Raw genomic sequence first — 23,858 nt, 5'->3', positions numbered from 1 at the left:
TTCTCAGAAACTAATAAGCACAAAAAATCCAGCTGGGTATCCGGCTGGATTTTTTATGGGTTAAGAAATAGGTTTCTAGTAAATGCCGGTCCCAAGGGACCGGCTCTCGAGTCCGGATATTGCGGCTAATCCGTCGTCGGATACACTGAGTCTTTTGATTGGTCCACGTAATCCGCCATCTGATCGGCGTTGCGATTATTTTCCGTATTCAAATTTGGCGTTTTGTAGTTACGTGGGGACAACAGCGGGTTAATCTCAATTCCCTCCACTTTGTAATCCCTGACTACCACCAGCGTCGCGGGTCTTGGCGCGTACTTGGGCGTGGTGCTCATGTATTTGCCACGTTGAAATTTACCGTTTCGCTCAACCGTGTTGATTGTTGCAACCTGTACTTTGGGTTGCTTGGTCTTGGCCTGAGCTGCCTTGTTGGGATGTTTGTAATTGTGAACCGAAACGCCCGGATCAACGATAGATTGGGCATTGGATTCGACTGTAAATATGGCGGTCGCAGCCAAGACAGCGATTATTAATTTATATTTTTTCATTTTACAAATACATTTAAAGGGTAACTATTAATACCTCGTTTTAAGAGATACTTCTAATATAGTACCGTTTAATGATGTTTGTAAATGCCTCTAATAGTATCAAAAATGCAGTATTTCAAAATCTTGAGTTCAAAAATCGTCGGATTTTACCGGATTATTGAAAATTTTTAAAAAGCTCGTTTTGATCAAACCTTTGATTTAAGATAAAAATTGAAATTGGAGAAAAACTGGTGTTAATCGCGCGTTTCAGTTTTTTTTAAAAAAAGTTAAATTTTAACAAGTTTCTAACAAACTTCTAATAAGTTACTGACAGCTTTGTGGAAATCTGTCACGAGAGCAGTGCCTTTGCGGAAGTTTTGACACTATTACAAATGCGCTCGATCGGCAGGTCATTGCTATCTACGCCGAAAGGATCTTCAATCTCCTCGGCTATCACTTCCAAACTCGCAAGAATGTAAAAGACGAACATCACGAAAGGAATAACAAGAAAATGAAGACTAAATGCGTAGCCGATCGGCAGGGTTAGGCAGTAAGTGAAAATGAATTTTTTAATAAAAGAACTGTAAGACAGTGGAATGGGCGTATTCCTGATCCGCTCGCAGGCGCCGCAGATATCGGTGAAAGATTCGAGCTGCGTATTCAGTAATATCGTATGCTCCGGCAATATGATACCCGCCCGCTGTAATTCGATCACCTTATGAAACATCGCTGAGGCAATCTGATTGGGAATATGCTCGTCCGTTTTGAGGTCGGATCTTATAAAAAAAGCAGTGTCTTCAAACTCCTCGATAATGAACTGATTTCGCAGGTGGTTTTTTAATGAAAAAGCATAGTTCGTGATCATTTTTTCGAAAAACGCCCTTTCATCTTTCATTTGCCTGTCGAGCAGACCATTCAATTTCAATGCAAGGTTCCGACTATCATTCAATAAAGAACCCCACTTTTTTCGCCCTTCCCACCACCGATCGTAGGCGGTATTGGTCCGGAAAACCAGTAACATGGAAATCACGAAGCCGAGCAGGGAATGCATCAGCGAGATATTTTTCAGATCATTATTCTCGCCGAGTCTGAAATGGATCAGGAGGAGATAGGCGACGATGGCTGAATAAACACCAATCGTCAAAATCAGCGGAGTCAGCTTGCGAACAGTATCCGCTTTTTGGAAATAGAAGATATAGCGAAACCACTCCTTGGGATTGTAATCGATCATATAAACTTAACTCGGTCGATGAGTTTGAAAAATTCTTTAAAGCATTTGGCCGTGAGCCGCGCATCTTCCAGGGCATTGTGGGTATCTTCTTCCCGTTCAAAACCAAAATATCCTGCCACCGAACCCAGGCTCAGCGAGCGCGGGACGGTTTTCCCATTTTTTTCCATGATCTGAAAGAAAAGGTAGGAGACAGTGTGGAGGTCCAACATTTTGTTAGAGAACGACCATTTCATTTTTTCGTTCCTGTACGCAAACCTCAGGAAGTTGATATCGTTGATCACGCTTTGCCCGCAAATGATCACATTGGATAGTCCCGGCTTACCCGCATTCATTTTCTTGATCCACTTTTCAAATTCCGGCAGCACATCATAAATCATCGGGGCATCAGCAAGATCGGAGAGGGAGAGTCCGTGTACCTCCTCTGATTTTACCGAAAAAGCCTCCTCATTTTCAGGATATACATTTTGAAGGTAAGTCCCGCGGGCGTTCCAGTTGTCATCGAAGAACTCGGCTCCGATCTGGATGATTTCGTTCCAACCGGGCTCAGGGCCGGTCATTTCAATATCAAGTACGAGAAAAGACATAGTATTGAGGAGAGCTTAATATTAAATTGATTGCGGTCGCGGAAACTCAAACCTGTTAATTTGCGTACAAAATTATGTAAACATTACATTTTACCGGTTTCGATACCTCATTCATTTACAAAATGCCAATAGATTATCAACAAATACCTTCGCCGTGCTTTGTCCTCGAAGAAGAGTTGCTGCGAAAAAACCTTGAACTGATCGATTCTGTGCAGAAAGCGGCGGGTTGCAAGATCATTCTCGCACTCAAAGGATTTTCGATGTACAGCGCATTTCCGATCGTAAAGGAATATCTGAGCGGCGCTACGGCAAGTTCGCTGAACGAGGTAAAGCTGATCAACGATTTCATGGGTGTACAGTCGCATACGTACATGCCAGCGTACCTGGACAGTGAATTTTCCGAAATCCTGGAACGCAGCAGCCACATTACATTCAACTCACTGAGCCAGTGGGAGCGGTTTAAAGATAGGGTAGAGGCATTTAAAAGTGAAAACCCTGACCATTCATTATCCTGCGGGATACGCGTAAATCCGCAATATTCCGAAGTAGCTACCGAAATGTATAATCCATGTGTACCAGGCTCACGGCTGGGCGTGACGCGAGATAAGCTGCCCGATATTTTGCCTGAGGGAGTTGATGGAATTCACTTTCATACATTATGCGAGAACGGATCCGACACGTTGGAGCGCACGCTGGCCGCTTTGGAGGAGAAATTTGGTGATTTGCTGCATCAAGCCAAGTGGTTGAATATGGGTGGCGGACATTTGATGACCAGAAAAGGATATGATATTGAGAAGCTAATCAAGTTAGTTAGTAATATCAGAGCTAAATATAACCTCGAAGTGATCCTGGAACCTGGCTCTGCAATAGCCTGGCGGACCGGCGTTTTGGTGACTACCGTATTGGATGTAATGGACAGTCAGGGTATAGATGTTGCAATACTGGATACGTCATTCGCAGCCCACATGCCGGACACTTTAGAAATGCCCTACCAGCCCGCAATTATCGGCGCGCACCAGGAGCCGGTGGCAGGTAAACCTACCTATCGAATGGGCGGAATGACCTGTCTGGCAGGAGACTTCATGGGAGATTATTCATTCGATGCACCGCTGGCTATTGGAGATAAAATCATATTTGAGGACATGATCCACTACACTATGGTCAAAACCACCACATTTAACGGTGTTAACTTACCTTCCATTGGTTTTTGGAATTCAAATGGCAATTTTAAGCTAGTGCGGAGTTTCGGTTATGAGAGTTTCAAGGATAGGCTATCGTAGTAAACCTCCTGTTTTGATAGATATTCGAGTGAAAATGTAAAGTCCCGTTTCAAAAAATCATGCAATTTCGATTTTTTGAAACGGGACTTTTTATGGTGCGTCTTTTTGAAATTGCCTATCTCGGGAGCATTGGAAACAGGCGTTTAATTTCGGCTTCGTCCGGCTGTTTACCATACTCGCAAATCTCAAAGACTTCGACATATTTAATGTCTTTTGCCTTCTGTGCGCCGTACCATTTTTCGAGTGAAACTTTAATTTCAGGGTTCACCGCCGACCGTTTTTCCATCGCATTAAGCAACCATTTTTTTCGCTCGACTACATCTTTCGGAACATTAGCAAGATCCTGGTTTGTCCACGGCAGCCACTCGTAAAATTGGGAAACATGCGCATCGAGTCCGTCCACCTTTTTAGCAAGAATATTGGTGATGTCAATAGCAATATCTGGGCGGAATGGATTTGGTCGTTGAAAACGGTCACGGAAATAGAGGAAAACCGGGTTCTTGGTTAATGGAGGCACACTGCTAAGGATATTTGGCACGATTACCAAATAAGCTGCATCCTGAACAACTACACCCGTATTGCGGTGATCAGGGTGATAATCGTTCGTGCGCGGCGCAATAACTACGTCAGCATTCCATTCGCGGATCTTGCGTATCACGGCTAGTCTGTTTTCGATCGTCGGCATCAGCTTCCCGTCGTGGTTGTCCAGTACGTCGTAAGAAATGCCCAGGCGCTTCGCAACCTCTTTCGTTTCGGCCAGCCGCCTTCTCGCGAGCTCGCCGCCGCCAATATCCTGGTGCCCCGCGTCTCCATTCGTGAGCGAAACGAATTTGACTTTGTGACCCATAGAAGAGTAAATGGAAGCAATACCTCCTGCCCCGAGGTCGCAGTCGTCAGGGTGGGCGCCGAAGACGATGATGTTGAGCGGCGTTTTACTGTCAGCCGCATTTTGCGCGAATGTGAAGGGACCCGCAAGGAGCAGGGCAGCGAGCAATAATTTTTTTTTCATTTAAATAAATTGGTGAAAGGTTTGAGGAAAACGGCCGGAAATGCGGATCCGGAAATATTTCAATTTAGTTTATAAAGATTCATTTTGAAGTCTGTTTTGAAAAAATTATAAACCGGAGTGCGCCTCCGGTCATCTATCCGCATGTCGAAGTAAAATATTTATATTTCGTAACTCATCAGACTGACAAACGATTAGTCCTTGCCGTCCAACTAATTAACCACCTCCACTAAGATTCTTCCCGTAATCGTGTATCTTTGTATCCCGTAATCATAGAAAAACAGCAACGTCTTATGGCTGCTAAAGCACAAAAGACCGCGAAGTACATTTTCGTTACGGGCGGTGTTACATCTTCTTTAGGCAAAGGAATAATTGCCTCTTCATTAGCAAAATTACTGCAAGCCCGCGGGCTCTCAGTTACGATCCAAAAGTTCGATCCTTATCTCAATATTGATCCCGGAACTATGAATCCCTACGAACACGGTGAGTGTTACGTAACGGACGATGGTGCCGAAACTGACCTCGATCTGGGCCATTATGAGCGTTTTCTGAACGTTCGTACTTCCCAGGCCAATAATGTCACGACCGGACGAATTTATCACAATGTCATCACAGCCGAGCGCCGTGGCGATTTCCTTGGTAAAACTGTTCAGGTTGTTCCGCACATTACCGACGAGCTCAAACGCAATATGATGCTGCTCGGCCAAACCGGCGATTACGATATCGTAATTACCGAGATTGGTGGCTGCGTCGGAGATATTGAGTCACTTCCATTCCTGGAAGCAGTGCGTCAGGTAAAGTTCGAAATGAACGAGCACGACACGCTGGTGATCCATCTTACCCTCATTCCATATCTAAATTCGGCCGGCGAGCTGAAAACGAAACCTACCCAGCACTCGGTGAGAATGTTGCAGGAATCGGGTATTCAGCCGGACATTCTCGTCTGCCGCAGCGAACATCCGCTTCCTTACGATATCCGTAAGAAAATCGCATTGTTCTGTAACGTGCAGGTGAATTCGGTGATCGAGGCGATGGATGCGGATACCATTTATGCGGTTCCACTATTAATGCTCAAAGAGCGGCTGGATCAGCGTGCGCTTTATATGCTGGACATTTATAATGATAAGGACGTAGACCTGGATTCATGGAAAACGTTTTTGTCAAGACTGAAAAATCCGGTCGATTCGGTTCGGATTGGGTTGGTTGGTAAATATGTCGAGCTTCACGATGCGTACAAGTCGATTGTGGAATCGTTTATCCACGCTGGTGCGACGAATGAATGCAAAGTACATATCGAGTGGATCCACTCTGAAAGTCTGACTGCGGATAATATCGCGGAGAAACTGGAAAATCTGGACGGAGTATTAGTTGCACCAGGGTTTGGTGAAAGAGGTATTGAGGGTAAAATCGCTGCGATCCAGTTTGTTCGGGAAAATAACATTCCATTCTTCGGGATCTGTCTGGGCATGCAAATGGCAGTGATTGAATACGCCCGCAATGTGATCGGCTGGGAAGGTGCGCATTCGGTAGAAATGGATAACACCACGGACCACCCGGTGATCCACTTAATGGAAGATCAGAAAGATATTTCCAATAAAGGGGGAACAATGCGTTTGGGAGCATATTCCTGCCGCATTAAGAAAGACACGCTGGCTTCCCGCATTTATGGCAAAACCAATATCAGCGAGCGCCACCGTCACCGGTATGAGTTCAATAGCAAATACCTGAAAGATTTTGAAGGCAACGGACTGATGGCGACGGGAATTAATCCCGAAAACGATCTGGTTGAAATGGTAGAGCTTCCAAGCCACCCATTTTACATAGGCGTACAATTCCACCCTGAGTTGAAAAGTACAGTTATGAACCCGCATCCGCTTTTTGTTCACTTTGTGAAGGCGGCGCTTGCTTACTCGCTTCAAAGAAGGTCTGTGGAAACGCTAAATCCGTCGATGAACTAGTCGGAAAATCCTTTAAAGGAAAATCTTATTACCTTTGCCGTCCCTTAGGGACGTGTCTTTTAACAATTTAAGTAAATAATGGATAAAAATTTTATCATCGGCTTAGTACTTATCATGCTAATGCTGATTGGCTACCAGATCCTGATTCCAAAGCCTGTGGAACCAACGCCTGTGGAGCAAACAACTACAACAAATACCCCCAAAGCGACAGCTACTCTATCGGCAGCGACAGATTCCAGTGACATTGCATCCCAAATCAGTGATACCGTTGCCCGCGTAACCCCGCAGGACCTGGTTATTGAAACGCAGGATACCCGTGTTGTTTTTACTAATAAAGGCGGTGTATTAAAGGAGGTATTGCTGAAAAAATATAAAACCTACGACCAGAAGCCGCTTTATCTGATCGCTGAAAACCATAATAAGTTTCAGATTGATTTCCCTACACAAACCGGCGATGTAAGGCTGACAAATGCTTATTTTTCAACAGATTCGAAAGATCAGCAGCTGAGTGCGAAAGATTCGGCAGTGATTACTTACCGTACCAATCTGAAAAACAACCAGTTTGTAGAGCAAACTTATGTAGTACACGGTTCTGGTTATGTGATCGATTACAGCATTAAATCCAACGGAGCAGCGCTGGGCGATAAGTCGGCGATCATCAATTGGAAAAATGACCTGTTGCAGCTTGAAAATGATATGGCGAAGAACCGGGAAGTGGTGACTATCAACTACTACACGGACGAACTCCTAAGCCTGCCGACCAGCGCAACTTCACCGGAAGCCGACAAGACAGCTGACCCGGTAAAATGGTTTACAATCAAACACAAGTACTTTCTTGCCGGACTTATTTCCGAAAAACATCCTTTTAATAACGTAGCACTTTCTGCGGATGTGAATCCGAATGATTCTGTGATCGTGAAAACGATGGGTGTCACTGCGGGTATTCCAATGGCTGCTATTCAAAAAGGAGAGGCTAATTTTCAGTTTTTCCTTGGGCCGAACGATTATCACCTTGTAGACAAGGTTCAGGCTGAGAATTTTGATCAGAATGTGTATCTGGGATATGCGTTCCTGAAACCGATCAACAAATTTTTCCTGGTTCCTCTATTTAATTTCCTTGAAAAATTTGTGAGCAATTATGGCTTGCTGATCATTCTGCTGGTATTATTTGTAAAAACACTGCTTACGCCGCTGACCTACAAATCGTACATCAGTATGGCGAAAATGAAGCTGCTCGCACCGGAACTGGAGCAGATCAGAAACCAGAACCCGGACGATATGGCGAAGCAGCAGCAGGACCAGATGAAGCTTTACCAGCAGGTAGGGGTAAGTCCGCTGAGTGGCTGTATTCCTGTGCTAGCGACGATGCCGATCCTGTTCTCGCTCTTCTTCCTTTTTCCGAATTTGATTGAGTTGAGGCAGCAATCGTTCCTTTGGGCACCCGATCTTTCGACTTACGATTCATTTATAAGACTTCCATTCACAGTTCCTTTTGGAGTAGGTAATCACATCAGTCTTTTCACAGTGCTGATGACGGCTTCGAGTATTGGTTATGCTTATTACAATAACCAGATCACGCCGACGCAGCCAGGCCCGGTGAATATGAAGGTGTTAGGTTACATTATGCCGCTGATGTTCATGTTCGTATTGAACTCTTTCCCGGCTGGTTTGACATTCTACTACTTCGTTTCCAACATCGTTACCATCGCGCAGCAGCTGCTGATCAAACGTTTTGTAAATGAAGACAAGATCCGCGCGATCCTGGACGAAAACAGACGCAAAAACGCGAATGGAGAGAAGAAACAGACTAAATTCCAGAAGTATCTTGAGAAGTCTCTTCAAGCTGCGGACGAAGCGAAGAAAAAGCAGGCCGAACTAGAGAAACGCGCTAAAAAGAAATAAAAGCTTTTTTGAATCGTAATATATGGGCAATATTTCCAAAAGGGAATGTTGCCTGTTTTTTTCTCTTCATACAAGTTTCCTAACTTGTTCGCTCTCAACACAACCTGACCACTAACTCTGATGAGACTTTTCATTTTATTGATTTTGGCGGCCTTTTTCAGCTCCCCACAATCAACCTTAGCGCAGGTAAACCCGCAGAACGAGGGTATTTACAGGTCTGCCGTCAACGATTATAAGCAGGGTAAATACGCGGTCGCCATGCAAAAGCTGGCGCCGATCGCCAAATCGACTGTTAAGGCATCTTATACTCCCTACGCACAATACTATTATGCATTATCGGCTTACCAGCAGAAACGGTACCGTGAAAGCCGGCAAATGCTTGTTCAATTGCAGAGCAGCTACCCGGGCTGGAACAGGATCAATGATGTATATTACCTTTTAGGCGCGATCGGGCTGGAATCCGGGCAGATCAATGAAGGTTTGGAGAGTTTACTGAAAATCAAGGACAGCTCTTTTGCGAAGGACGTACAGGGTTTGAAACAGCATCACCTGGCAACTGTGGGCGATCTGCCTACGCTGGTTAGTCTGCAAAAACAATATCCGACCGACCGCGATCTTGCATTGATCCTGATTCAATTCATCGAAAAAGCCCCGACTGCCTCCCAGGTTGACAAATCGTACGCTGCGTCGCTTCAAAAGCAATTTAAATTTAGCAATAAAGAAAAAGTAGCGGCAGTAGCGGCGGAAACTCCGAAACGCAGCGCGCCCAGAAGTGAGGGACAATGGACAAAAGGATACCTGGATGTAGCGGTATTGCTTCCATTCCGCCTGGATGAATTTAACAGTACCAGACGCAGATCGAACCAGTTTGCCTACGATTATTATCTTGGGCTTACGATGGCGAAAGAGCAACTGGCTACTGAGGGAATTCAGGTGAATTTGTGGGCTTACGATGTTAATAATGAAGCCGGGCCGATGGAAGATATTGTAAGTAACAAGAATTTTCAGCAATCGGATATTGTGATCGGGCCGCTTTATGCGAACACATTTGACGTGACTGCCAACTATGTTTCGCAAAGCGGCACATTGATGCTGAATCCGCTTTCTACCGACGCTAGCTTATTAAAATCTGCTTCGAATATTTACCTCGGACACCCGTCGATCAATTACCAGACGCAGCAGGCTGCACAATATATGAAAACGCAGTCGCCTGGACTTTCTTCCATTATTTATTACGGAAATACCTCAAAAGACTCCGCCATGGCAGCTTCCTATTCGAATGAGTGGAAGAGCAAAGGCGGGCGGGTTACGGCGATGGTGAAGATCCAACCGGACCGCGAGTGGCTGGAAAATAACATTCCTTCCTTCGAAACAGCAAAACCAGCACATATCGCTTTGTTTTCTTCCGACGGATCGTCGGGGCCGAACTTACTGGAAGTGTTGAATAACCGAAAATTGACGGTAACCCCGGTAGTGGCGACTTCTACAAGCTTTAATCCACAACAGTCCAGGATCTCACGATACGGTTCCAGATTAGCTTTAATAGATCCGGATTATGTGGACCGTGAAAAGGAAAGTATCCGTCAGTTTCAGCGGAACTACTGGAACAAAACCAGCACATTTCCATCGGTATATTCTTACCTGGGCTACGACCAACTCACGTTTTTTGCAAGAATGCTCAATCAGCACAAGGATAAGCTGGCGTCGGGAATTCAGGCGAAGCGTCACGGTGACAGCGAATACCTGCTTGCAGGCTTCGATTACACGAAGTCTAACGAAAATCAGATTACACCCATTTTAAAATACAACGGGTCCAAGTGGGTTCCCGTCGACAGATAATTCAACGATTCTATAATGAATACTTCAACCAGTCAGGCACTTTTTGAAAAGGCGCAGCAATTCATTCCCGGCGGCGTAAATTCTCCGGTGAGAGCATTCCGGGCAGTAGGAGGCACCCCGATTTTTATCAAATCCGCAAAAGGACCTTATGTTTACGATGAGGACGGAAATGAATATATAGAACTGATCAATTCCTGGGGGCCGATGATCCTCGGACACGCGCACGAACTGATTCAAAAGGCGGTTTCCGACGCGATACAGCATTCTTTTTCATTTGGCGCGCCTACGCGGCGTGAGGTGGAAGTGGCTGAGCTGATCGTGGAAATGGTACCTTCGATTGAGAAGGTAAGGATGGTTAATTCAGGTACCGAGGCCACCATGTCAGCGATTCGTGTAGCTCGTGGTTTTACAGGAAGGGATAAGATCATCAAGTTCGAAGGCTGCTACCATGGCCACGGCGACAGTTTTCTGATCGCTGCCGGAAGCGGGGCTGCTACTTTTGGTACGCCGGATAGTCCGGGTGTGACCAAAGGCGTCGCAAATGATACACTGACCGCGCCTTTCAACGATCTGGATGCGGTAAGACAGTTGATTGATTCCAATAAAAATAAAGTTGCCGCATTGATCCTGGAACCTGTCGTAGGAAATATGGGCTGCGTTTTACCGGCTGAAGGATTTCTTGAAGGACTGCGCAAGATTTGTGATGAGGAAGGTATTGTATTGATTTTGGATGAAGTAATGACCGGTTTTCGTCTCGCGAAAGGCGGCGCGCAGGAAAGGTTCGGCATTAAGCCCGACCTGACTACACTTGGGAAAATTATAGGCGGCGGAATGCCTGTTGGCGCTTACGGCGGTCGCGCCGATATTATGAACTGGGTATCTCCGGCGGGACCCGTTTACCAGGCAGGCACGCTTTCCGGTAATCCGATCGCGACGGCGGCGGGCTTGACAATGCTGAACTATTTGAACGACCATCCGGGAGTGTACACACAATTGGAAGAATCGGGTAAAAGGCTGGCGGACGGTTTCAAAGCGTCTTTACAGAAACTGAGCCTGAACTACACATTGAATCAAATCGGTTCGATGTATACCTTATTTTTTACCAATCAGCAGGTAACGGATTTTCCTTCTGCGAAATCTTCGGATCTGGTTCTTTTTGGTAAATATTTCCACGCAATGCTCAATAAAGGCATTTACCTGGGACCTTCGCAATTTGAAAGTATGTTCCTGTCTACTGCGCTTACAGACAAGCATTTGGATATGGTCATCCAGGCAAATGAAGAGTCCTTAAAAGAGGTATTAAACCTTCATTAACAACCATTCAATTCGACAAAATGCGCTTCTATTCCTTCATAATTCCTGTTTACAATCGTCCCGACGAGTTGCAGGAATTATTGGAATGCCTTGCCCGCCAAACTTTGCAGCATTTCGAGGTTGTAGTTGTGGAGGACGGGTCAAAAGTAAAAGCTGATCATGTAGTTGCGACGTTCGCGGAGCGGCTCGATATCAAGTATTTCTTTAAAGAAAATGGCGGTCAGGGTTTTGCAAGAAACCACGGATTTGAGCGAGCTTCCGGCGATTATTTTATCCTGCTGGACTCTGACGCGCTCGTCGAGCCGGATTATCTCGCTATTGTTGACCAAAAATTAAACGCTGCTTACGTCGATCTTTACGGCGGCCCCGACACCGATCACCCTTCATTCACACCGATCCAGAAAGCGATCAGTTACTCGATGACTTCCCTGTTTACAACCGGCGGGATCAGGGGAAAGAAGAACAATATGGGCGGTACATTCCATCCCAGAAGCTTCAATATGGGGCTTTCAAGACAGGTTTGGGAAAAAACGGGCGGGTTTCTGACGAGCAGAATGGGGGAGGATATCCTGTTCAGTATCGCCGCGATCAGGCTGGGATTCAAGTCGGCGTTGATCCCAGAAGCATTCATTTACCACAAGCGAAGGACCAAGTTTTTACCGTTTTTCCGCCAGCTGAAATTCTTCGGCCGCGCACGTATCAATATCGCCCGCTTTTATCCCGACGAACTGAAACTGGTTCACGCATTCCCACTGCTTTTCACGCTTGCGGTTTGCAGCATTCCAGTCTGGTTTTTTGTATTTAAACCTTTCTTCTACCTGGGAGCCGGCTTTCTGGTACTCTATATTCTAGTCTTATTCGGCGACGCGCTGGTGAAAACCAAACAACTTAATGTGGCTTTTCTGGCTGTTGCGGCTGCTTTTGTGCAGCTTTTTGGATATGGTACCGGTTTTTTACAGGAAGGCTGGAAACGGATCTGGGAGAAAAAATCACACCGCGAAACCGGGGCCGCTATCGAATATCCTTCCTGAATTTCGGTTCGTTAAGCCAGTTTCTGGCAGAAATAGACGATCTCTTCTTCGGGCAAAGCGTAGCGTTTCACTTCTGCTTTTGTCAATTCGTCCATCACAAAACGGTCTTCTTTCACGGTGAATCCGCCTTTTTCCAACTCTCTTCCATAGTCTCTTCCGAATAGCCGCAAGTGGTCATTTTGAAGGAAATGCTTTTCTCTTTCTTTGGGATCTGTGATAGTTACGTCTTCGTAGGTGGTTGCATATTTCAGGTCTTGCGGGGATTGGATCAATGCCCAGCCTCCCGGCTTCAAAACGCGGTGTAACTCGCTCATGGCCAATATATAATCATCCACGTGCTCCATGACGTGGTTACAGAAAGCGACGTCGAATGTGTTCGCTGGAAACGGGATCTGGTGAATATCCATTTTCACCTTTGCAAGTGGCGATTCAATGTCGGCGGTAATGTAATCGAGGTTTTTCATCTTCTCAAAACGGTCGATGAAGCAGTATTCCGGCGCTACGTGCAGCACTTTCAGATCGGCAGTGAAGAAGTTGGTTTTTTGTTTTAGATACAATCCCATTAACCGGTGGCGTTCCAGTGAAAGACAGCCCGGGCATAATGCGTTTTCGCGGCTCGAAGTATTGCGTCCGTAAGGGAGAAATTTTCTGTATTTGCTTTCGCAAACAGGGCACTGCACTTTGTTACCAATGTAAAATATGCTCAAAAACCGCGCTGCCCAGTGTCCGACCAGTTGCAGATAAGGACGCGGTATATATCTTAAGACTAAACTAATGATCGATTTCATTAAGTCAATTAACTAAAAATTAATAATTTTAGGATTATAAGTATTGAAAAAACCTACGAATGATTCCTTCGATTGATCCAAAACCGCCGGGTAAGAGGCTGATAAAGCAGATGTCAACACGCACCAAGTGGATGATCCTTGCTCCATGCGGCCTGTTGCTGTTCAGTTTTGGTCTTGCCGTACTCAGCCAGGCGGCCCACGAGCGGCGCATTGGAGAGCCTACTCAGGTGTGGGTGGTGCTGGGTCTGTACAGTCTGGCGCTTATCAACGGCGGACTGATCATGTTTGGCGAGGCGATCCGTTTTAGGATATTACTTCACGTTCGCCGCGAAACGCGCCGGAGTATGCGTCAGCTTGTTCGCAAGGTCAATACCAAATCTTCGGGCAAATCGAAATCGGCTAAAAAAGCAAAAAGCCCTATCAAAGCAGATTGACAGGACTAGTTGAATAATTTTTCGGAGAGGCCAATTTATTTTTTGTTAGCTTCAAACTGCGCCTTTATAGCCTCCACATCGACATTGCGAACCTCTGGTTTACGTAAAAGATCTTTGATCTTGGCAGTGCGGTTGTTTGCTACCGCTTTGTTTCTGCGTCCTTTACGTTTCAATTCCGTAACTCCCATTGTAAAATATTGTTTTGTGAAAGAGCCGCAAAATTAATCATTTTATATGAAATAATGCAGTCCATAATCACAATTATTGCATAAGCTGGCTAACTTTGCCCCTCAGCCAGCTGAATAAGGCGCATTTTTTTGAACCCAATACATATAATGAGTAAACCATCCCTAGCCCGCGGAACCCGTGACTTCGGTCCCGAACAAATGGTGAAGCGGACTTTTATTTTTGATACCATTCGTCGTTCCTTTCAACGATACGGTTTCCTTCCGCTGGAAACGCCTGCTTTTGAAAATCTTTCGGTTTTAATGGGCAAGTACGGTGACGAAGGAGATCAGCTGCTTTTCAAAATATTGAATTCCGGTGATTTCAGCGGCAAGCTTTCCGATCAGGACTGGCAAGAAGGTTACAAACCACTTACCAGTAAAATTTCTGAAAAGGGGCTCAGGTACGATCTCACAGTTCCTTTTGCAAGATATGTGGTGATGAACCGCGGAACGCTGGCAATGCCTTTTAAGAGGTACCAGATCCAGCCGGTGTGGCGCGCAGATCGCCCTCAGAAAGGCCGGTACCGCGAGTTTTATCAGTGCGATGCAGATGTAGTTGGTACGGATTCGCTGCTCTGCGAAGCCGAGATCGTCATGTTATTGCATGATATTCTGCCTGCATTGGGGATCAAGGATTTTGTGGTGAAAATCAATAACAGAAAGATACTCACAGGAATAGCCGAGATGGTTGGAGCTTCGGGCATGGAAGGTCCGCTTTGCGTGGCGATTGATAAGCTTGATAAAATTGGGAAAGAGAAGGTAGTGGAAGAACTACTTGAACGCGGATTTTCAGAATTAAGCGTTCAGAAACTCGAACCTATATTTGTTCTTTCCAATGAAAAGGAACCGTTTGCCGAACTGAAAACGTGGCTCGCCGATTCTGAGATTGCATTGAAAGGTATTCAGGAACTGGAAGAAGTGTGGGCGATGGTGAAAGTGCTGGGCATCGAAAACCCGCAGATCGAATTTGACGTTACACTCGCGCGCGGCCTTTCTTATTATACAGGGGCGATCTTTGAAGTGAAAGCTAAAAACGTGCAGATCGGCAGCATTTCGGGCGGTGGTCGCTACGATAACCTTACGGGTACATTTGGTGTTCCTGGAATTTCGGGCGTAGGAATTTCGCTCGGCGTCGACCGTATTTATGATGTGATGGAGGAGCTGAATCTTTTTCCGGAAAGTCAGAATGCGAGTACGAAGGTGATGATATCCAATTTTGATGCAGATGCATTTACATTTGGTCTGGCCATTTTGCCTAAACTCAGAAAAGCAGGAATAAACGCCGAGATCTATCCGGATTCAGTGAAATTGAAGAAACAGCTGGATTACGCAGACCGTAAAAATATACCTTATGTCATATTAATAGGCTCCGATGAAATGCAGTCGGGACTATTGACTTTGAAGAATATGAGATCCGGCGAACAGCAGAAGCTAAGCGCCGACGAGATCATCAATGCATTAACGAAAGAAATTTAATAGGGAAATACAATGAATGACGATATACTAAGAATTGCAATCCAGAAATCGGGAAGACTAAGTGAAGATTCTTTAAAACTGATCAAAGAATGCGGTATCCGTTTTGATAACGGCGCCGGTAAGCTTAAAACCGACGCGACTAATTTCCCCGCGCAGATCCTGTTTTTACGCGACGATGATATTCCGGGTTATGTGGAAGACGGCGTTGCTCACCTCGGTATTGTCGGCGGAAATGTTTCAGAAGAATCTGATAAAAACGTTGATACGGTTCATAAACTGGGTTTTTCTAAATGCAGGTTGTCGATCGGCGTTTTGAGCGAGCATCAATATGATGGAGTTCACGATCTGGAAGGCAAAAGTATTGCAACTACTTATCCGCGCTTATTGGGTAAATATCTGGAAGCAAATGGCGTGAAAGCGCAGATCCACGAGATCAGCGGTTCTGTCGAAATTGCACCAAGTATCGGGCTGGCCGACGCGGTTTGTGATATCGTCAGCTCCGGTAGCACGCTATTGAGCAACGGACTGAAAGAAGTGGAAACGATTTTCCGTTCCGAAGCGGTAATGATCGCCAGCAAGCAGCTTTCGCAGACGCAGCAAGGGTTACTGGATCAGCTTTTGTTCCGTATTAAATCGGTTCAGGAAGCGAAGAATAACAAATACATTTTGCTAAACTGTCCAACCGACGCGGTGGAAAATATTTCAAGATTCCTGCCGGGAATGCGTGCTCCAACGATTTTGCCGCTTGCTACGGAAGGCTGGTGCTCGCTGCATTCGGTGATCAATGAAAATGAGTTCTGGGAGAATATCGAGAAGATTCGCCAGGCAGGTGCAGAGGGTATTCTGGTAATACCTATTGAGAAAATGATCCAATAAATAGCCGCCTCGAAACCGGCATTCGTTATACCGATATGAATATTATTTCATTTCCAGACAGGTCGCAGTGGAGCGCGCTGCTTACCCGGCCGGTTCAGGAAACCAAGGATATTGAAAAACGAGTATTCCCGATTCTCGAACAGGTTAGGAATGAGGGAGATAAGGCACTGCGGGAACTGGCTTTGAAGTTTGACAACGTGCATTTGGGCGAGATCGCTTTCTCTGAGGAAGCAATATCAGCTGCGGGCGACCTGCTGGATGAAGAACTCAAAGCTGCGATCGGGCAGGCTTACAAGAATATTTACAAATTTCACAAAGGTCAGCTGCAAGCTCCTGAGAAGATCGAGACGATGCCCGGCGTAACCTGCTGGCGCAAAAGTGTCGGTATTGAAAAAGTTGGTATCTATATTCCCGGCGGCTCGGCACCTTTGTTCAGTACGGTTTTAATGCTGGGGATACCGGCGCAAATCGCAGGTTGCAAGGAGATAATTCTTTGCACTCCGTCAGACCATCCAGCTATATTATATGCAGCCGGGCTGGTTGGCGTGACGAAAGCTTTCAGGGTAGGAGGTGCGCAGGCAATTGCTGCGCTAGCTTACGGAACCGAGTCGATCCCAAAGGTTTACAAAATATTTGGCCCTGGAAATCAATATGTTACTGCTGCAAAAATGCTGGTAAGCAGCGAAGGTATCGCAATTGACATGCCAGCCGGACCGTCGGAAGTGGCTGTTTATGCCGACGATACCGCGGTACCGGCATTCGTTGCTGCCGATTTGCTTTCTCAGGCTGAGCACGGGCCTGATAGTCAGGTATTGTTGGTTTCGACGAGTAAAAAACTGCTTTCTACCGTCAATCTGGCGCTTCCCTCGCAACTGGAAAGATTGCCACGCAAAGAGCTGGCGGCACAGGCGATCGCCAATAGTAAAGCTATTCTGTTGGAATCGGAGGCTGATGCGATTGATCTGCTAAACCAATATGCAGCCGAGCATTTGATATTGAGTGTAGCGAATGCAGAAGCGGTTTCAGAAAAAATTATTAATGCAGGTTCTATTTTTCTAGGAAACTATACACCAGAATCCTGCGGCGATTATGCGTCGGGAACGAACCACACCTTGCCCACAAATGGTTACGCAAGAGCTTATAGTGGTGTTTCGGTGGATAGTTTTGTTAAAAAGATCACAGTACAGCATATCAGCGAAGAAGGAATACGAATTCTGGGACCAACTGTGGAAGCGATGGCCGAAGCCGAATCGCTGGAAGCGCACCGGAAAGCGGTAAGTTTGAGATTGAAAAGCCTGGAATAAATTAAAGATCCGGAAAAATGTCGTAGATTAGGAGACATTTTTCCAGTTAAACTTTGAGCTTATGACAGTTCGTATGGTTAATGATCGCCTGGGCGGCTATGGAGTCTTAAAACATCGGATCAACAATGATTTCGACCTTGCACGGCTCGCCTCCAACGGAGTTCCCAAAGCTTCCATTCAGCATCTTGCCGATTCAATTGGTATGGATAGCAAGGTTATCGTCGATTTGTTACCCGTAACTGCTCGCAACCTGCAACGCTATAATGATTCTGATCTCCTTAGCAATGTCGTTTCAGATCATCTGATCGCACTAGCTGATCTTTTCTCGGTAGGGGTTACTGCGCTTAGCAAAGATTATTTTCAAAGCTGGCTTACCGGCCCGATTCCTTCGCTCGGTAACGAAAGCCCGATCTATTTTCTCAAAACACACGCAGGAATCGAGCTGATCAAAACTGAGTTGGGACGTATTGAGCATGGTATTTTTGCTTAATGGAGCTGTTCAGGATATCGCGGGTTCAATATCAGGACGATCTGACGGGAATAGGCGCGTTCCGGCATGGCGGCAGGTGGAATTCTCCCGGGCATCATATGTTGTACACGGCATCTCACCGCTCACTCGCGATGCTTGAAGTGCTGGTGCATTTGAATAAATCAATACCTCCGCCGGATTATGTGATCGTGGTATTATATGTTCCGGACGCGATGGTGACAGTTAATGCGCCTTATGTGGTTGCCGATTGGGAATATGAGCAGCAGTGGAGCAAAGATCTGGGAGATGAATGGTTGCGGGAAAAAACCTCATTGTTATGTCGGGTTCCTTCGATAGTAGTGAAATCGGAATACAATTACCTGATCAATCCCGCGCACGAAAACGCCGGTGCCATAAAGGTTGTAGATAAAGAACCTTTTGAGTTTGATACCAGGCTTTTTACGTCTTTTGTAAATAAATAAATGCAGCCGATTGCTGCAAAAATGGAATGAACAATACTTTTGACCTGAAAAAAATACTTCGGCCGCACATCCTGACGCTGGCGCCTTATTCATCTGCAAGGGACGAATATACAGGTCACGTCGGCATTTTTCTGGATGCAAATGAGAATCCGTACGGGTCTGTTACTGAGGCAGATTACAACCGCTACCCGGATCCTTATCAGGCTGAGATCAAACAAAAAATTACTGTAATCAAGCAAGTTAGTGCTGACCGGATCTTTTTAGGAAACGGCAGCGACGAGCCTATCGACCTGCTCACGCGTGCAACATGTAGCCCCGGAACCGACCACGTGATCATCATGCCGCCCACTTACGGTATGTACGAAGTGAGCGCATCCATCCATGATGTTCGCATTGATAAAGCTTCCCTGACGACTGATTATCAGATCGACGTGGATGCGGTTTTAAATGCTGTAAAGGATAATACCAAAATCATCTGGATCTGCTCGCCGAATAACCCGACGGGAAATAATATGCAGGACAGCGCGATTGAGACGATTTTGAATAGTTTCAACGGTCTGGTCGTGGTGGATGAAGCTTATATTGATTTCACTGATAAACCTTCATGGGTGAGCCGCCTGGACGAATTTCCAAATTTGGTTGTGCTGCAAACCTTCTCCAAAGCGTGGGGATTGGCTGGTCTCAGAGTGGGAATGTGCTTTGCATCAGTCGAGCTGGTACGGATTTTAAACAAAATAAAACCACCTTACAATATCAGTTTGCCGGCTCAGCAGGCACTTCTGGCAGGTTTGGAGCATATTACCGCGAAGGACAATATGGTTGCCGACATTCTTCAAGAAAGAGCGTCACTTGAAACTAGCCTGCTTGACTTGCCGATCGTTGTGAAAATTCACCCGTCCGACGCGAATTTCTTACTGGTACAGTTTGAAGACGCCAAAGCTGTGATGGATTACCTGATCAACGAAACGATCATTGTGAGGGACAGGTCCAGGGTGCACCTTTGTGAAGGCTGCCTGAGAATTACGGTTGGTACAAATAAAGAAAATGAAGTTTTGATCGATTCTTTAAAGAAATACCAACAGAAAAACGTTACAGTATAGCATATTCAGCACATCAAACTTCCCCGATCCAACTAAAATTATGAAGAAATTAGCCTTAACGTTTATCTGCATCCTCTCGTTTGGAATTGCCCAGGCCCAATATGATAACTGGGCAGTTGGTTTCAAGCTGGGTGAACCTACCGGGGTGAATATCCGGAAATACTTCAATAATATACACGCGCTCGACGTGACGATCGGGACTTACGGTGGGATTCTGTCCAAGGACCGCAAGTACAGAGGCGACGAAGGAATTTACAAAAACACCGGCGTTTCGGTTCAGGTGCATTATTTGTGGCACACGCCGCTGTTCAATTCGGAGGCGGTTCATGTTTACTACGGTTTGGGCGGGCAGATCAATAGCCGCAGATCGTATCCAAAAAGGTTGAATGGAAATCATGAGAAGGATATTTCACTAGGCGGTTCGGCGCTGGCGGGGTTGGAATATTACATTCCCGATAACCGTATGTCCGTATTTTTCGAAGGCGGAACCTACCTTGAATTGCTGCCAAGGCCGTTTTATCTCAGCCCGAACCTTTCGGCAGGTATCCGTTTCAATTTGTAAGAACTCCCCATTTACTGGTTCAGGAAGGCAGGTGTAAGCCTGCTTTTTTTGTGTAAATTGGTCAGCGCTCAGTTCTGTTTTCTACTAAAATTTCCGAAAGTGTTTAAAGTTTATAGTTCGTCGGCTGGATCTGGTAAGACTTATACGCTTACCAAAGAATACCTGAAACTGGCACTCAGCGCTACTTCTGAGAGCTATTTCAAGCATATACTGGCAGTCACATTCACCAATGCGGCGGCGAACGAAATGAAGGATCGCATTCTGCTGATGCTGCGGATTTTCTCGGAACCACAAGCTGCCGGGGAAGCTGTTCATCCGATGATGAAGGATATCATTACCGAGCTATTTCCAGATACGGAAACAGACCCAGAGCTTTTCGAGGCGGCTGTGCAACTGCTCGGTGAGCGCGCGCAGAACGTTTTTGGCCAGATCATGCACCGCTACTCGGATTTTTCGGTGATGACGATCGACAAATTCACGCAGCGGCTTATCAGCAGTTTTACAGACGAACTGGGAATTCCTTTTGTATTTGAAACGCAGCTCGATGCCGACCTGCTCGACGATGCTGTGGACCGGCTGTTATCCAGGATTGGGCAGGAAGGGGAAGAGGTTTTGACGGATATTGTTGAGAAATTTTATCGGGAGAGTGCCGAGGAAGGCAAAAGCTGGGGTACGCTCCCCATGCAGATCCGTGATACTTCAGGTACCCTCCTGAATGAGCAGAGCTACCTCCAGATGAAGCGTGTGGAAGATCTGAAAATGGAGGATTGGATCAGCATTCGTAACAGAATGCGGACTTATGTGCGTGATCAGGAAGCCGCGATGCTGAAACTTTCACGCAATGCATTTGATTTGATCCAATCAGCTCATTTAACAGAAAAGGATTTCCATCAAAGCGGAAGAGGGATTTTTGGGTATTTTAAAGACAGATCAGAAAATAAAAAACTCTGGGGGGAGCCTAATTCCTACGTTTACAAGACAATCGGTGAGGGAGTTTGGTACGGAGGGAAAGCCGCGCTTCTGATTCGGGATGAGATCGACGGGATCAGGACAGACCTGGAAAATTACTTTCATCAGATCGAAAATACCCGGCTGGCCGAGTCAGGGAAAGTGATGCTTTACAACCAGCTCGACCGCCATATTTATCAGTTATCGCTTCTGGGAGAGATCAGGAAAGAATTTGATGCATTACTCAGGCAGAATAATCAGGTGCACATTTCGGACTTTAACCGCAAGATCGTCGAGATCGTCGCCAGGGAGCCGGTACCTTTTATTTTTGAGAGACTGGGGGAAAAATACAATCATATTCTGGTCGACGAATTTCAGGATACCTCTAAGTTACAGTTTGCCAACCTGTTGCCGCTGATCGAAAATGCATTGTCCGGCGGGTTTTTCAACCTCGTGGTCGGCGACGCCAAACAGTCCATTTACCGGTTTCGCGGCGGAGATATGGATTTGATCCTCAATCTGGCGCAAAATCAGATGGAGCGAATGGCGACGGTTTTCGGTGCCGATTCGTTTCATGCCGAGCGGTTGAACACGGTAAGTAATTATCTGCATATCAACCATTTAAAGGTAAACAGGCGCAGTTTTAGGGAAGTAACTGCTTTCAATAACGAGTTTTTCGGCTTTGTAGCCGACCTGCTGGGAAACGAATATCCGTTGATCAAAGAAGTTTACGATCAGAATTTTCAGCAGGAGATACCTGATAATGCAGCTATCGGCGGCCACGTGGAAGTGGAATTTTTGGAAATGAAAGATCCTTATGACGAAGGAGCCGAGATAGACCATGCAGCTGACGGAATGATAAGAAGGTCGATCGAGCTCGTCGCGGACTTGCGCACGCAGGGTTTTGACTGGCGCGATATTGCGGTACTGTGTCGGCGGAAGAAAGAGGCGGCGGCGCTGGCCAATTATATGAATGAAGCCGGTTATCCGCTGATTTCTGACGATGCATTGTCGATGAGCTATTCGCGATCGGTGCATTTTATTGTCTCTTTTATGAAGGTATTGCACAGTTCGGATCACCGGCTGGCGCGTTATGAAGCGGCTTATTTGTTTCATCATGTTGTCAAAAAGGAAAGTCCGGCGCCGGCTGATTATGAGGAAATCCGCCTTTTATGCGAAGAGCGGGGACTGGATTCTTTTTTGACCTACTTCAAAAAATGGAACATAAATCTTACCTCGTTCCGGCTGCGCCAGCTATCGGTTTTCGAACTGAGCGAGCAGCTGATGAAGCAGTTCGGCTTGCTGGAAAGTAAATTTGAGACAGAATACCTGTTCCGTTTTCTGGACGTTGTGCACGAGTTCGGAAACCGGAAAACGAATCACCTGGGCGATTTCCTGACTTATTGGGACACCGCCAGGCACAAGCTTTCGATCACTATTCCGGAAGGCACGGACGCGATCAGGATCACGACGATACACAAGTCGAAAGGTCTGGAATATCCGGTGGTGATCATTCCTTATGCCAACTGGAAAGTAACTCCCAATGCAAGACTTGATAAGCTTTGGGTGGATCTGGAAGGTATTGATTATGAAGAATTTAAAGTGCCTGACAGCCCGACTTACGCCGGTAAAAGTCTGAAAACTTCGCTCGTTTCGGTGGTGAAAGAACTTGAAAATACGGTTGCCGCACAGCAGTATCAGGATGAAAAGACAAGGGTACTGGTCGAAAATCTGAACCTGCTTTATGTCGCATTGACGCGGCCGGTGCAGCGTTTGTATATCCTCGCGAAACGGGAGCGAAACTGGAATACGGGCCAGCAGGTGAATAATTGGTTGAAGGAATTTTTCTGCCGGCAGGATTTTACGCCGGAATGGGACGAAAGCATATCAGTATATACCATTGCGGAAGGCAATGCGCCGCCTAGCCACGCGCATACAAAGTCGGACGCGCGGCCGTTCGTAATGCAGCAAATATTGAGTAACGACCGGTCGGACTCCATGCGGCTCCGCAGAATGGCCGACCGTATTTTCGACGTCAATACATTCGAAGCCAAGCGCGACCGGATCCAGAAAATGAAGTACCTTTTTACAAGGATGAAGACCGCGGCTGATTTGGATATTACGCTCGAAAAGCTGGTACGCGAAGGTATTTTAACCCAAAAAGAAACACCTGAAATGCGTGCTGCCGCCAGTCGCTTAATGGAAGGCACAGAGATTAAGTCGCTGTATAGCAATGAAAACCGGGTACAATTTGGCAAAGAAATGCTGATCCCGGGAGGAACCTTATTGCATATTGACCGAGCCGTTCAAATGCCCGACGGTACCTTTGTGTTCATGCTCTTTTCGGGCGCAAAAGACCTGAGCGAGCCTGGGCGTAATCTTCGCAAAGTAATGAATGCATTCAAAACATTAGGCAAAAAATCGCGGGGGGTGATCGTAGATCCGGATATGGAGTTGGTAGAATGGGTAGACGTTTTATGATATTATTGTTAATTTTTTAACACCAGAATATCTGTTAACCCA

The 23,858-nt window shown here is 46.1% G+C and carries 21 protein-coding genes; 15 read left to right on the top strand and 6 right to left on the bottom strand.

The window, feature by feature from the left end; all coding sequences use genetic code 11:
* Window positions 1–125 precede the first annotated feature (125 nt).
* From KOD92_RS09505 to KOD92_RS09495, 3 genes are all read right to left on the bottom strand, one after another.
* Complete coding sequence (locus KOD92_RS09505; RefSeq protein WP_215233301.1) at window positions 126–545, bottom strand: hypothetical protein; 420 nt, start codon at window positions 543–545, stop codon at window positions 126–128.
* Window positions 546–873: 328 nt separating this feature from the next.
* Entirely contained in the window at window positions 874–1,755 is an 882-nt protein-coding gene (locus KOD92_RS09500) for a bestrophin family protein (RefSeq protein WP_215233300.1), read from the bottom strand.
* Window positions 1,752–2,339 (bottom strand): 3'-5' exonuclease, encoded by a 588-nt coding sequence (locus KOD92_RS09495; protein ID WP_215233299.1) that lies wholly within the window; start codon window positions 2,337–2,339, stop codon window positions 1,752–1,754. Before KOD92_RS09495 ends, KOD92_RS09500 begins: the two co-directional genes overlap by 4 nt.
* A gap of 122 nt (window positions 2,340–2,461) precedes the next feature.
* Here KOD92_RS09495 and nspC point away from each other — a divergent pair, with 122 nt between their 5' ends.
* The gene (gene nspC, locus KOD92_RS09490) at window positions 2,462–3,619 is read left to right on the top strand and encodes a carboxynorspermidine decarboxylase (protein ID WP_215233298.1); all 1,158 of its coding nucleotides are present in this window, start codon (window positions 2,462–2,464) and stop codon (window positions 3,617–3,619) included.
* 115 nt (window positions 3,620–3,734) lie between these two features.
* Here nspC and KOD92_RS09485 read toward each other — a convergent pair whose 3' ends face one another.
* Window positions 3,735–4,628, bottom strand: a complete 894-nt coding sequence (locus KOD92_RS09485; protein WP_215233297.1) for a PIG-L deacetylase family protein — start codon at window positions 4,626–4,628, stop codon at window positions 3,735–3,737.
* Window positions 4,629–4,918: 290 nt separating this feature from the next.
* Between KOD92_RS09485 and KOD92_RS09480 the strand changes: the two genes are divergently transcribed.
* The 5 genes from KOD92_RS09480 to KOD92_RS09460 all read left to right on the top strand — a co-directional run bounded on the left by KOD92_RS09480 (window position 4,919) and on the right by KOD92_RS09460 (window position 12,669).
* On the top strand, window positions 4,919–6,583 hold the full coding sequence (locus tag KOD92_RS09480) for a CTP synthase (RefSeq protein ID WP_215233296.1): 1,665 nt from the start codon (window positions 4,919–4,921) through the stop codon (window positions 6,581–6,583).
* A gap of 78 nt (window positions 6,584–6,661) precedes the next feature.
* A complete protein-coding gene (gene yidC, locus KOD92_RS09475; protein WP_215233295.1) occupies window positions 6,662–8,485 on the top strand; it encodes a membrane protein insertase YidC in 1,824 nt (607 codons plus the stop codon).
* A 120-nt stretch (window positions 8,486–8,605) separates the two neighbouring features.
* Window positions 8,606–10,324, top strand: a complete 1,719-nt coding sequence (locus KOD92_RS09470) for an ABC transporter substrate-binding protein (protein ID WP_215233294.1) — start codon at window positions 8,606–8,608, stop codon at window positions 10,322–10,324.
* A 15-nt stretch (window positions 10,325–10,339) separates the two neighbouring features.
* Window positions 10,340–11,638, top strand: coding sequence for a glutamate-1-semialdehyde 2,1-aminomutase (gene hemL, locus KOD92_RS09465; RefSeq protein ID WP_215233293.1), 1,299 nt, complete (start codon window positions 10,340–10,342; stop codon window positions 11,636–11,638).
* 20 nt (window positions 11,639–11,658) lie between these two features.
* The gene (locus KOD92_RS09460; RefSeq protein WP_215233292.1) at window positions 11,659–12,669 is read left to right on the top strand and encodes a glycosyltransferase; all 1,011 of its coding nucleotides are present in this window, start codon (window positions 11,659–11,661) and stop codon (window positions 12,667–12,669) included.
* A gap of 11 nt (window positions 12,670–12,680) precedes the next feature.
* Here the strand turns inward: KOD92_RS09460 and KOD92_RS09455 are convergent, their stop codons facing one another.
* Window positions 12,681–13,457, bottom strand: a complete 777-nt coding sequence (locus KOD92_RS09455; protein WP_215233291.1) for a class I SAM-dependent methyltransferase — start codon at window positions 13,455–13,457, stop codon at window positions 12,681–12,683.
* Window positions 13,458–13,516: 59 nt separating this feature from the next.
* Between KOD92_RS09455 and KOD92_RS09450 the strand changes: the two genes are divergently transcribed.
* Window positions 13,517–13,891, top strand: coding sequence for a hypothetical protein (locus KOD92_RS09450; RefSeq protein WP_215233290.1), 375 nt, complete (start codon window positions 13,517–13,519; stop codon window positions 13,889–13,891).
* A 35-nt stretch (window positions 13,892–13,926) separates the two neighbouring features.
* On the opposite strand, the gene KOD92_RS09445 is transcribed toward KOD92_RS09450, so the two are convergent.
* Window positions 13,927–14,079, bottom strand: a complete 153-nt coding sequence (locus tag KOD92_RS09445) for a hypothetical protein (protein WP_166444435.1) — start codon at window positions 14,077–14,079, stop codon at window positions 13,927–13,929.
* Window positions 14,080–14,226: 147 nt separating this feature from the next.
* Between KOD92_RS09445 and hisS the strand changes: the two genes are divergently transcribed.
* From hisS to KOD92_RS09405, 8 genes are all read left to right on the top strand, one after another.
* The gene (gene hisS / locus KOD92_RS09440; protein ID WP_215233289.1) at window positions 14,227–15,594 is read left to right on the top strand and encodes a histidine--tRNA ligase; all 1,368 of its coding nucleotides are present in this window, start codon (window positions 14,227–14,229) and stop codon (window positions 15,592–15,594) included.
* A 12-nt stretch (window positions 15,595–15,606) separates the two neighbouring features.
* A complete protein-coding gene (hisG, locus tag KOD92_RS09435; protein ID WP_215233288.1) occupies window positions 15,607–16,470 on the top strand; it encodes an ATP phosphoribosyltransferase in 864 nt (287 codons plus the stop codon).
* A 35-nt stretch (window positions 16,471–16,505) separates the two neighbouring features.
* Window positions 16,506–17,774, top strand: a complete 1,269-nt coding sequence (gene hisD, locus KOD92_RS09430; RefSeq protein ID WP_215233287.1) for a histidinol dehydrogenase — start codon at window positions 16,506–16,508, stop codon at window positions 17,772–17,774.
* Between the two features lie 61 nt (window positions 17,775–17,835).
* Window positions 17,836–18,264, top strand: coding sequence for an antitoxin Xre/MbcA/ParS toxin-binding domain-containing protein (locus KOD92_RS09425; RefSeq protein ID WP_215233286.1), 429 nt, complete (start codon window positions 17,836–17,838; stop codon window positions 18,262–18,264).
* Entirely contained in the window at window positions 18,264–18,725 is a 462-nt protein-coding gene (locus KOD92_RS09420) for an RES family NAD+ phosphorylase (protein ID WP_215233285.1), read from the top strand. Before KOD92_RS09425 ends, KOD92_RS09420 begins: the two co-directional genes overlap by 1 nt.
* Before the next feature lie 26 nt (window positions 18,726–18,751).
* Window positions 18,752–19,825 (top strand): histidinol-phosphate transaminase, encoded by a 1,074-nt coding sequence (gene hisC, locus KOD92_RS09415; RefSeq protein ID WP_215233284.1) that lies wholly within the window; start codon window positions 18,752–18,754, stop codon window positions 19,823–19,825.
* Window positions 19,826–19,865: 40 nt separating this feature from the next.
* Window positions 19,866–20,387, top strand: coding sequence for a hypothetical protein (locus tag KOD92_RS09410; RefSeq protein WP_215233283.1), 522 nt, complete (start codon window positions 19,866–19,868; stop codon window positions 20,385–20,387).
* 99 nt (window positions 20,388–20,486) lie between these two features.
* On the top strand, window positions 20,487–23,816 hold the full coding sequence (locus KOD92_RS09405; RefSeq protein WP_215233282.1) for a UvrD-helicase domain-containing protein: 3,330 nt from the start codon (window positions 20,487–20,489) through the stop codon (window positions 23,814–23,816).
* Window positions 23,817–23,858: the final 42 nt, after the last annotated feature.

Origin of the sequence: Dyadobacter linearis (assembly GCF_907165045.1) — a bacterium.
GTDB classification, from domain to species: domain Bacteria; phylum Bacteroidota; class Bacteroidia; order Cytophagales; family Spirosomataceae; genus Dyadobacter; species Dyadobacter linearis.
Note: the sequence above shows the minus strand (reverse complement) of the source record. Positions and strands in the feature narration are given on the sequence as shown.

What these genes read in the sequence shown, in the direction of transcription:
- KOD92_RS09505 (WP_215233301.1), bottom strand. Translation starts at nt 545, where the DNA reads ATGAAAAAATATAAATTAATAATCGCTGTCTTGGCTGCGACCGCCATA.
- KOD92_RS09500 (WP_215233300.1), bottom strand. Translation starts at nt 1,755, where the DNA reads ATGATCGATTACAATCCCAAGGAGTGGTTTCGCTATATCTTCTATTTC.
- KOD92_RS09495 (WP_215233299.1), bottom strand. Translation starts at nt 2,339, where the DNA reads ATGTCTTTTCTCGTACTTGATATTGAAATGACCGGCCCTGAGCCCGGT.
- nspC (WP_215233298.1), top strand. Translation starts at nt 2,462, where the DNA reads ATGCCAATAGATTATCAACAAATACCTTCGCCGTGCTTTGTCCTCGAA.
- KOD92_RS09485 (WP_215233297.1), bottom strand. Translation starts at nt 4,628, where the DNA reads ATGAAAAAAAAATTATTGCTCGCTGCCCTGCTCCTTGCGGGTCCCTTC.
- KOD92_RS09480 (WP_215233296.1), top strand. Translation starts at nt 4,919, where the DNA reads ATGGCTGCTAAAGCACAAAAGACCGCGAAGTACATTTTCGTTACGGGC.
- yidC (WP_215233295.1), top strand. Translation starts at nt 6,662, where the DNA reads ATGGATAAAAATTTTATCATCGGCTTAGTACTTATCATGCTAATGCTG.
- KOD92_RS09470 (WP_215233294.1), top strand. Translation starts at nt 8,606, where the DNA reads ATGAGACTTTTCATTTTATTGATTTTGGCGGCCTTTTTCAGCTCCCCA.
- hemL (WP_215233293.1), top strand. Translation starts at nt 10,340, where the DNA reads ATGAATACTTCAACCAGTCAGGCACTTTTTGAAAAGGCGCAGCAATTC.
- KOD92_RS09460 (WP_215233292.1), top strand. Translation starts at nt 11,659, where the DNA reads ATGCGCTTCTATTCCTTCATAATTCCTGTTTACAATCGTCCCGACGAG.
- KOD92_RS09455 (WP_215233291.1), bottom strand. Translation starts at nt 13,457, where the DNA reads ATGAAATCGATCATTAGTTTAGTCTTAAGATATATACCGCGTCCTTAT.
- KOD92_RS09450 (WP_215233290.1), top strand. Translation starts at nt 13,517, where the DNA reads ATGATTCCTTCGATTGATCCAAAACCGCCGGGTAAGAGGCTGATAAAG.
- KOD92_RS09445 (WP_166444435.1), bottom strand. Translation starts at nt 14,079, where the DNA reads ATGGGAGTTACGGAATTGAAACGTAAAGGACGCAGAAACAAAGCGGTA.
- hisS (WP_215233289.1), top strand. Translation starts at nt 14,227, where the DNA reads ATGAGTAAACCATCCCTAGCCCGCGGAACCCGTGACTTCGGTCCCGAA.
- hisG (WP_215233288.1), top strand. Translation starts at nt 15,607, where the DNA reads ATGAATGACGATATACTAAGAATTGCAATCCAGAAATCGGGAAGACTA.
- hisD (WP_215233287.1), top strand. Translation starts at nt 16,506, where the DNA reads ATGAATATTATTTCATTTCCAGACAGGTCGCAGTGGAGCGCGCTGCTT.
- KOD92_RS09425 (WP_215233286.1), top strand. Translation starts at nt 17,836, where the DNA reads ATGACAGTTCGTATGGTTAATGATCGCCTGGGCGGCTATGGAGTCTTA.
- KOD92_RS09420 (WP_215233285.1), top strand. Translation starts at nt 18,264, where the DNA reads ATGGAGCTGTTCAGGATATCGCGGGTTCAATATCAGGACGATCTGACG.
- hisC (WP_215233284.1), top strand. Translation starts at nt 18,752, where the DNA reads ATGAACAATACTTTTGACCTGAAAAAAATACTTCGGCCGCACATCCTG.
- KOD92_RS09410 (WP_215233283.1), top strand. Translation starts at nt 19,866, where the DNA reads ATGAAGAAATTAGCCTTAACGTTTATCTGCATCCTCTCGTTTGGAATT.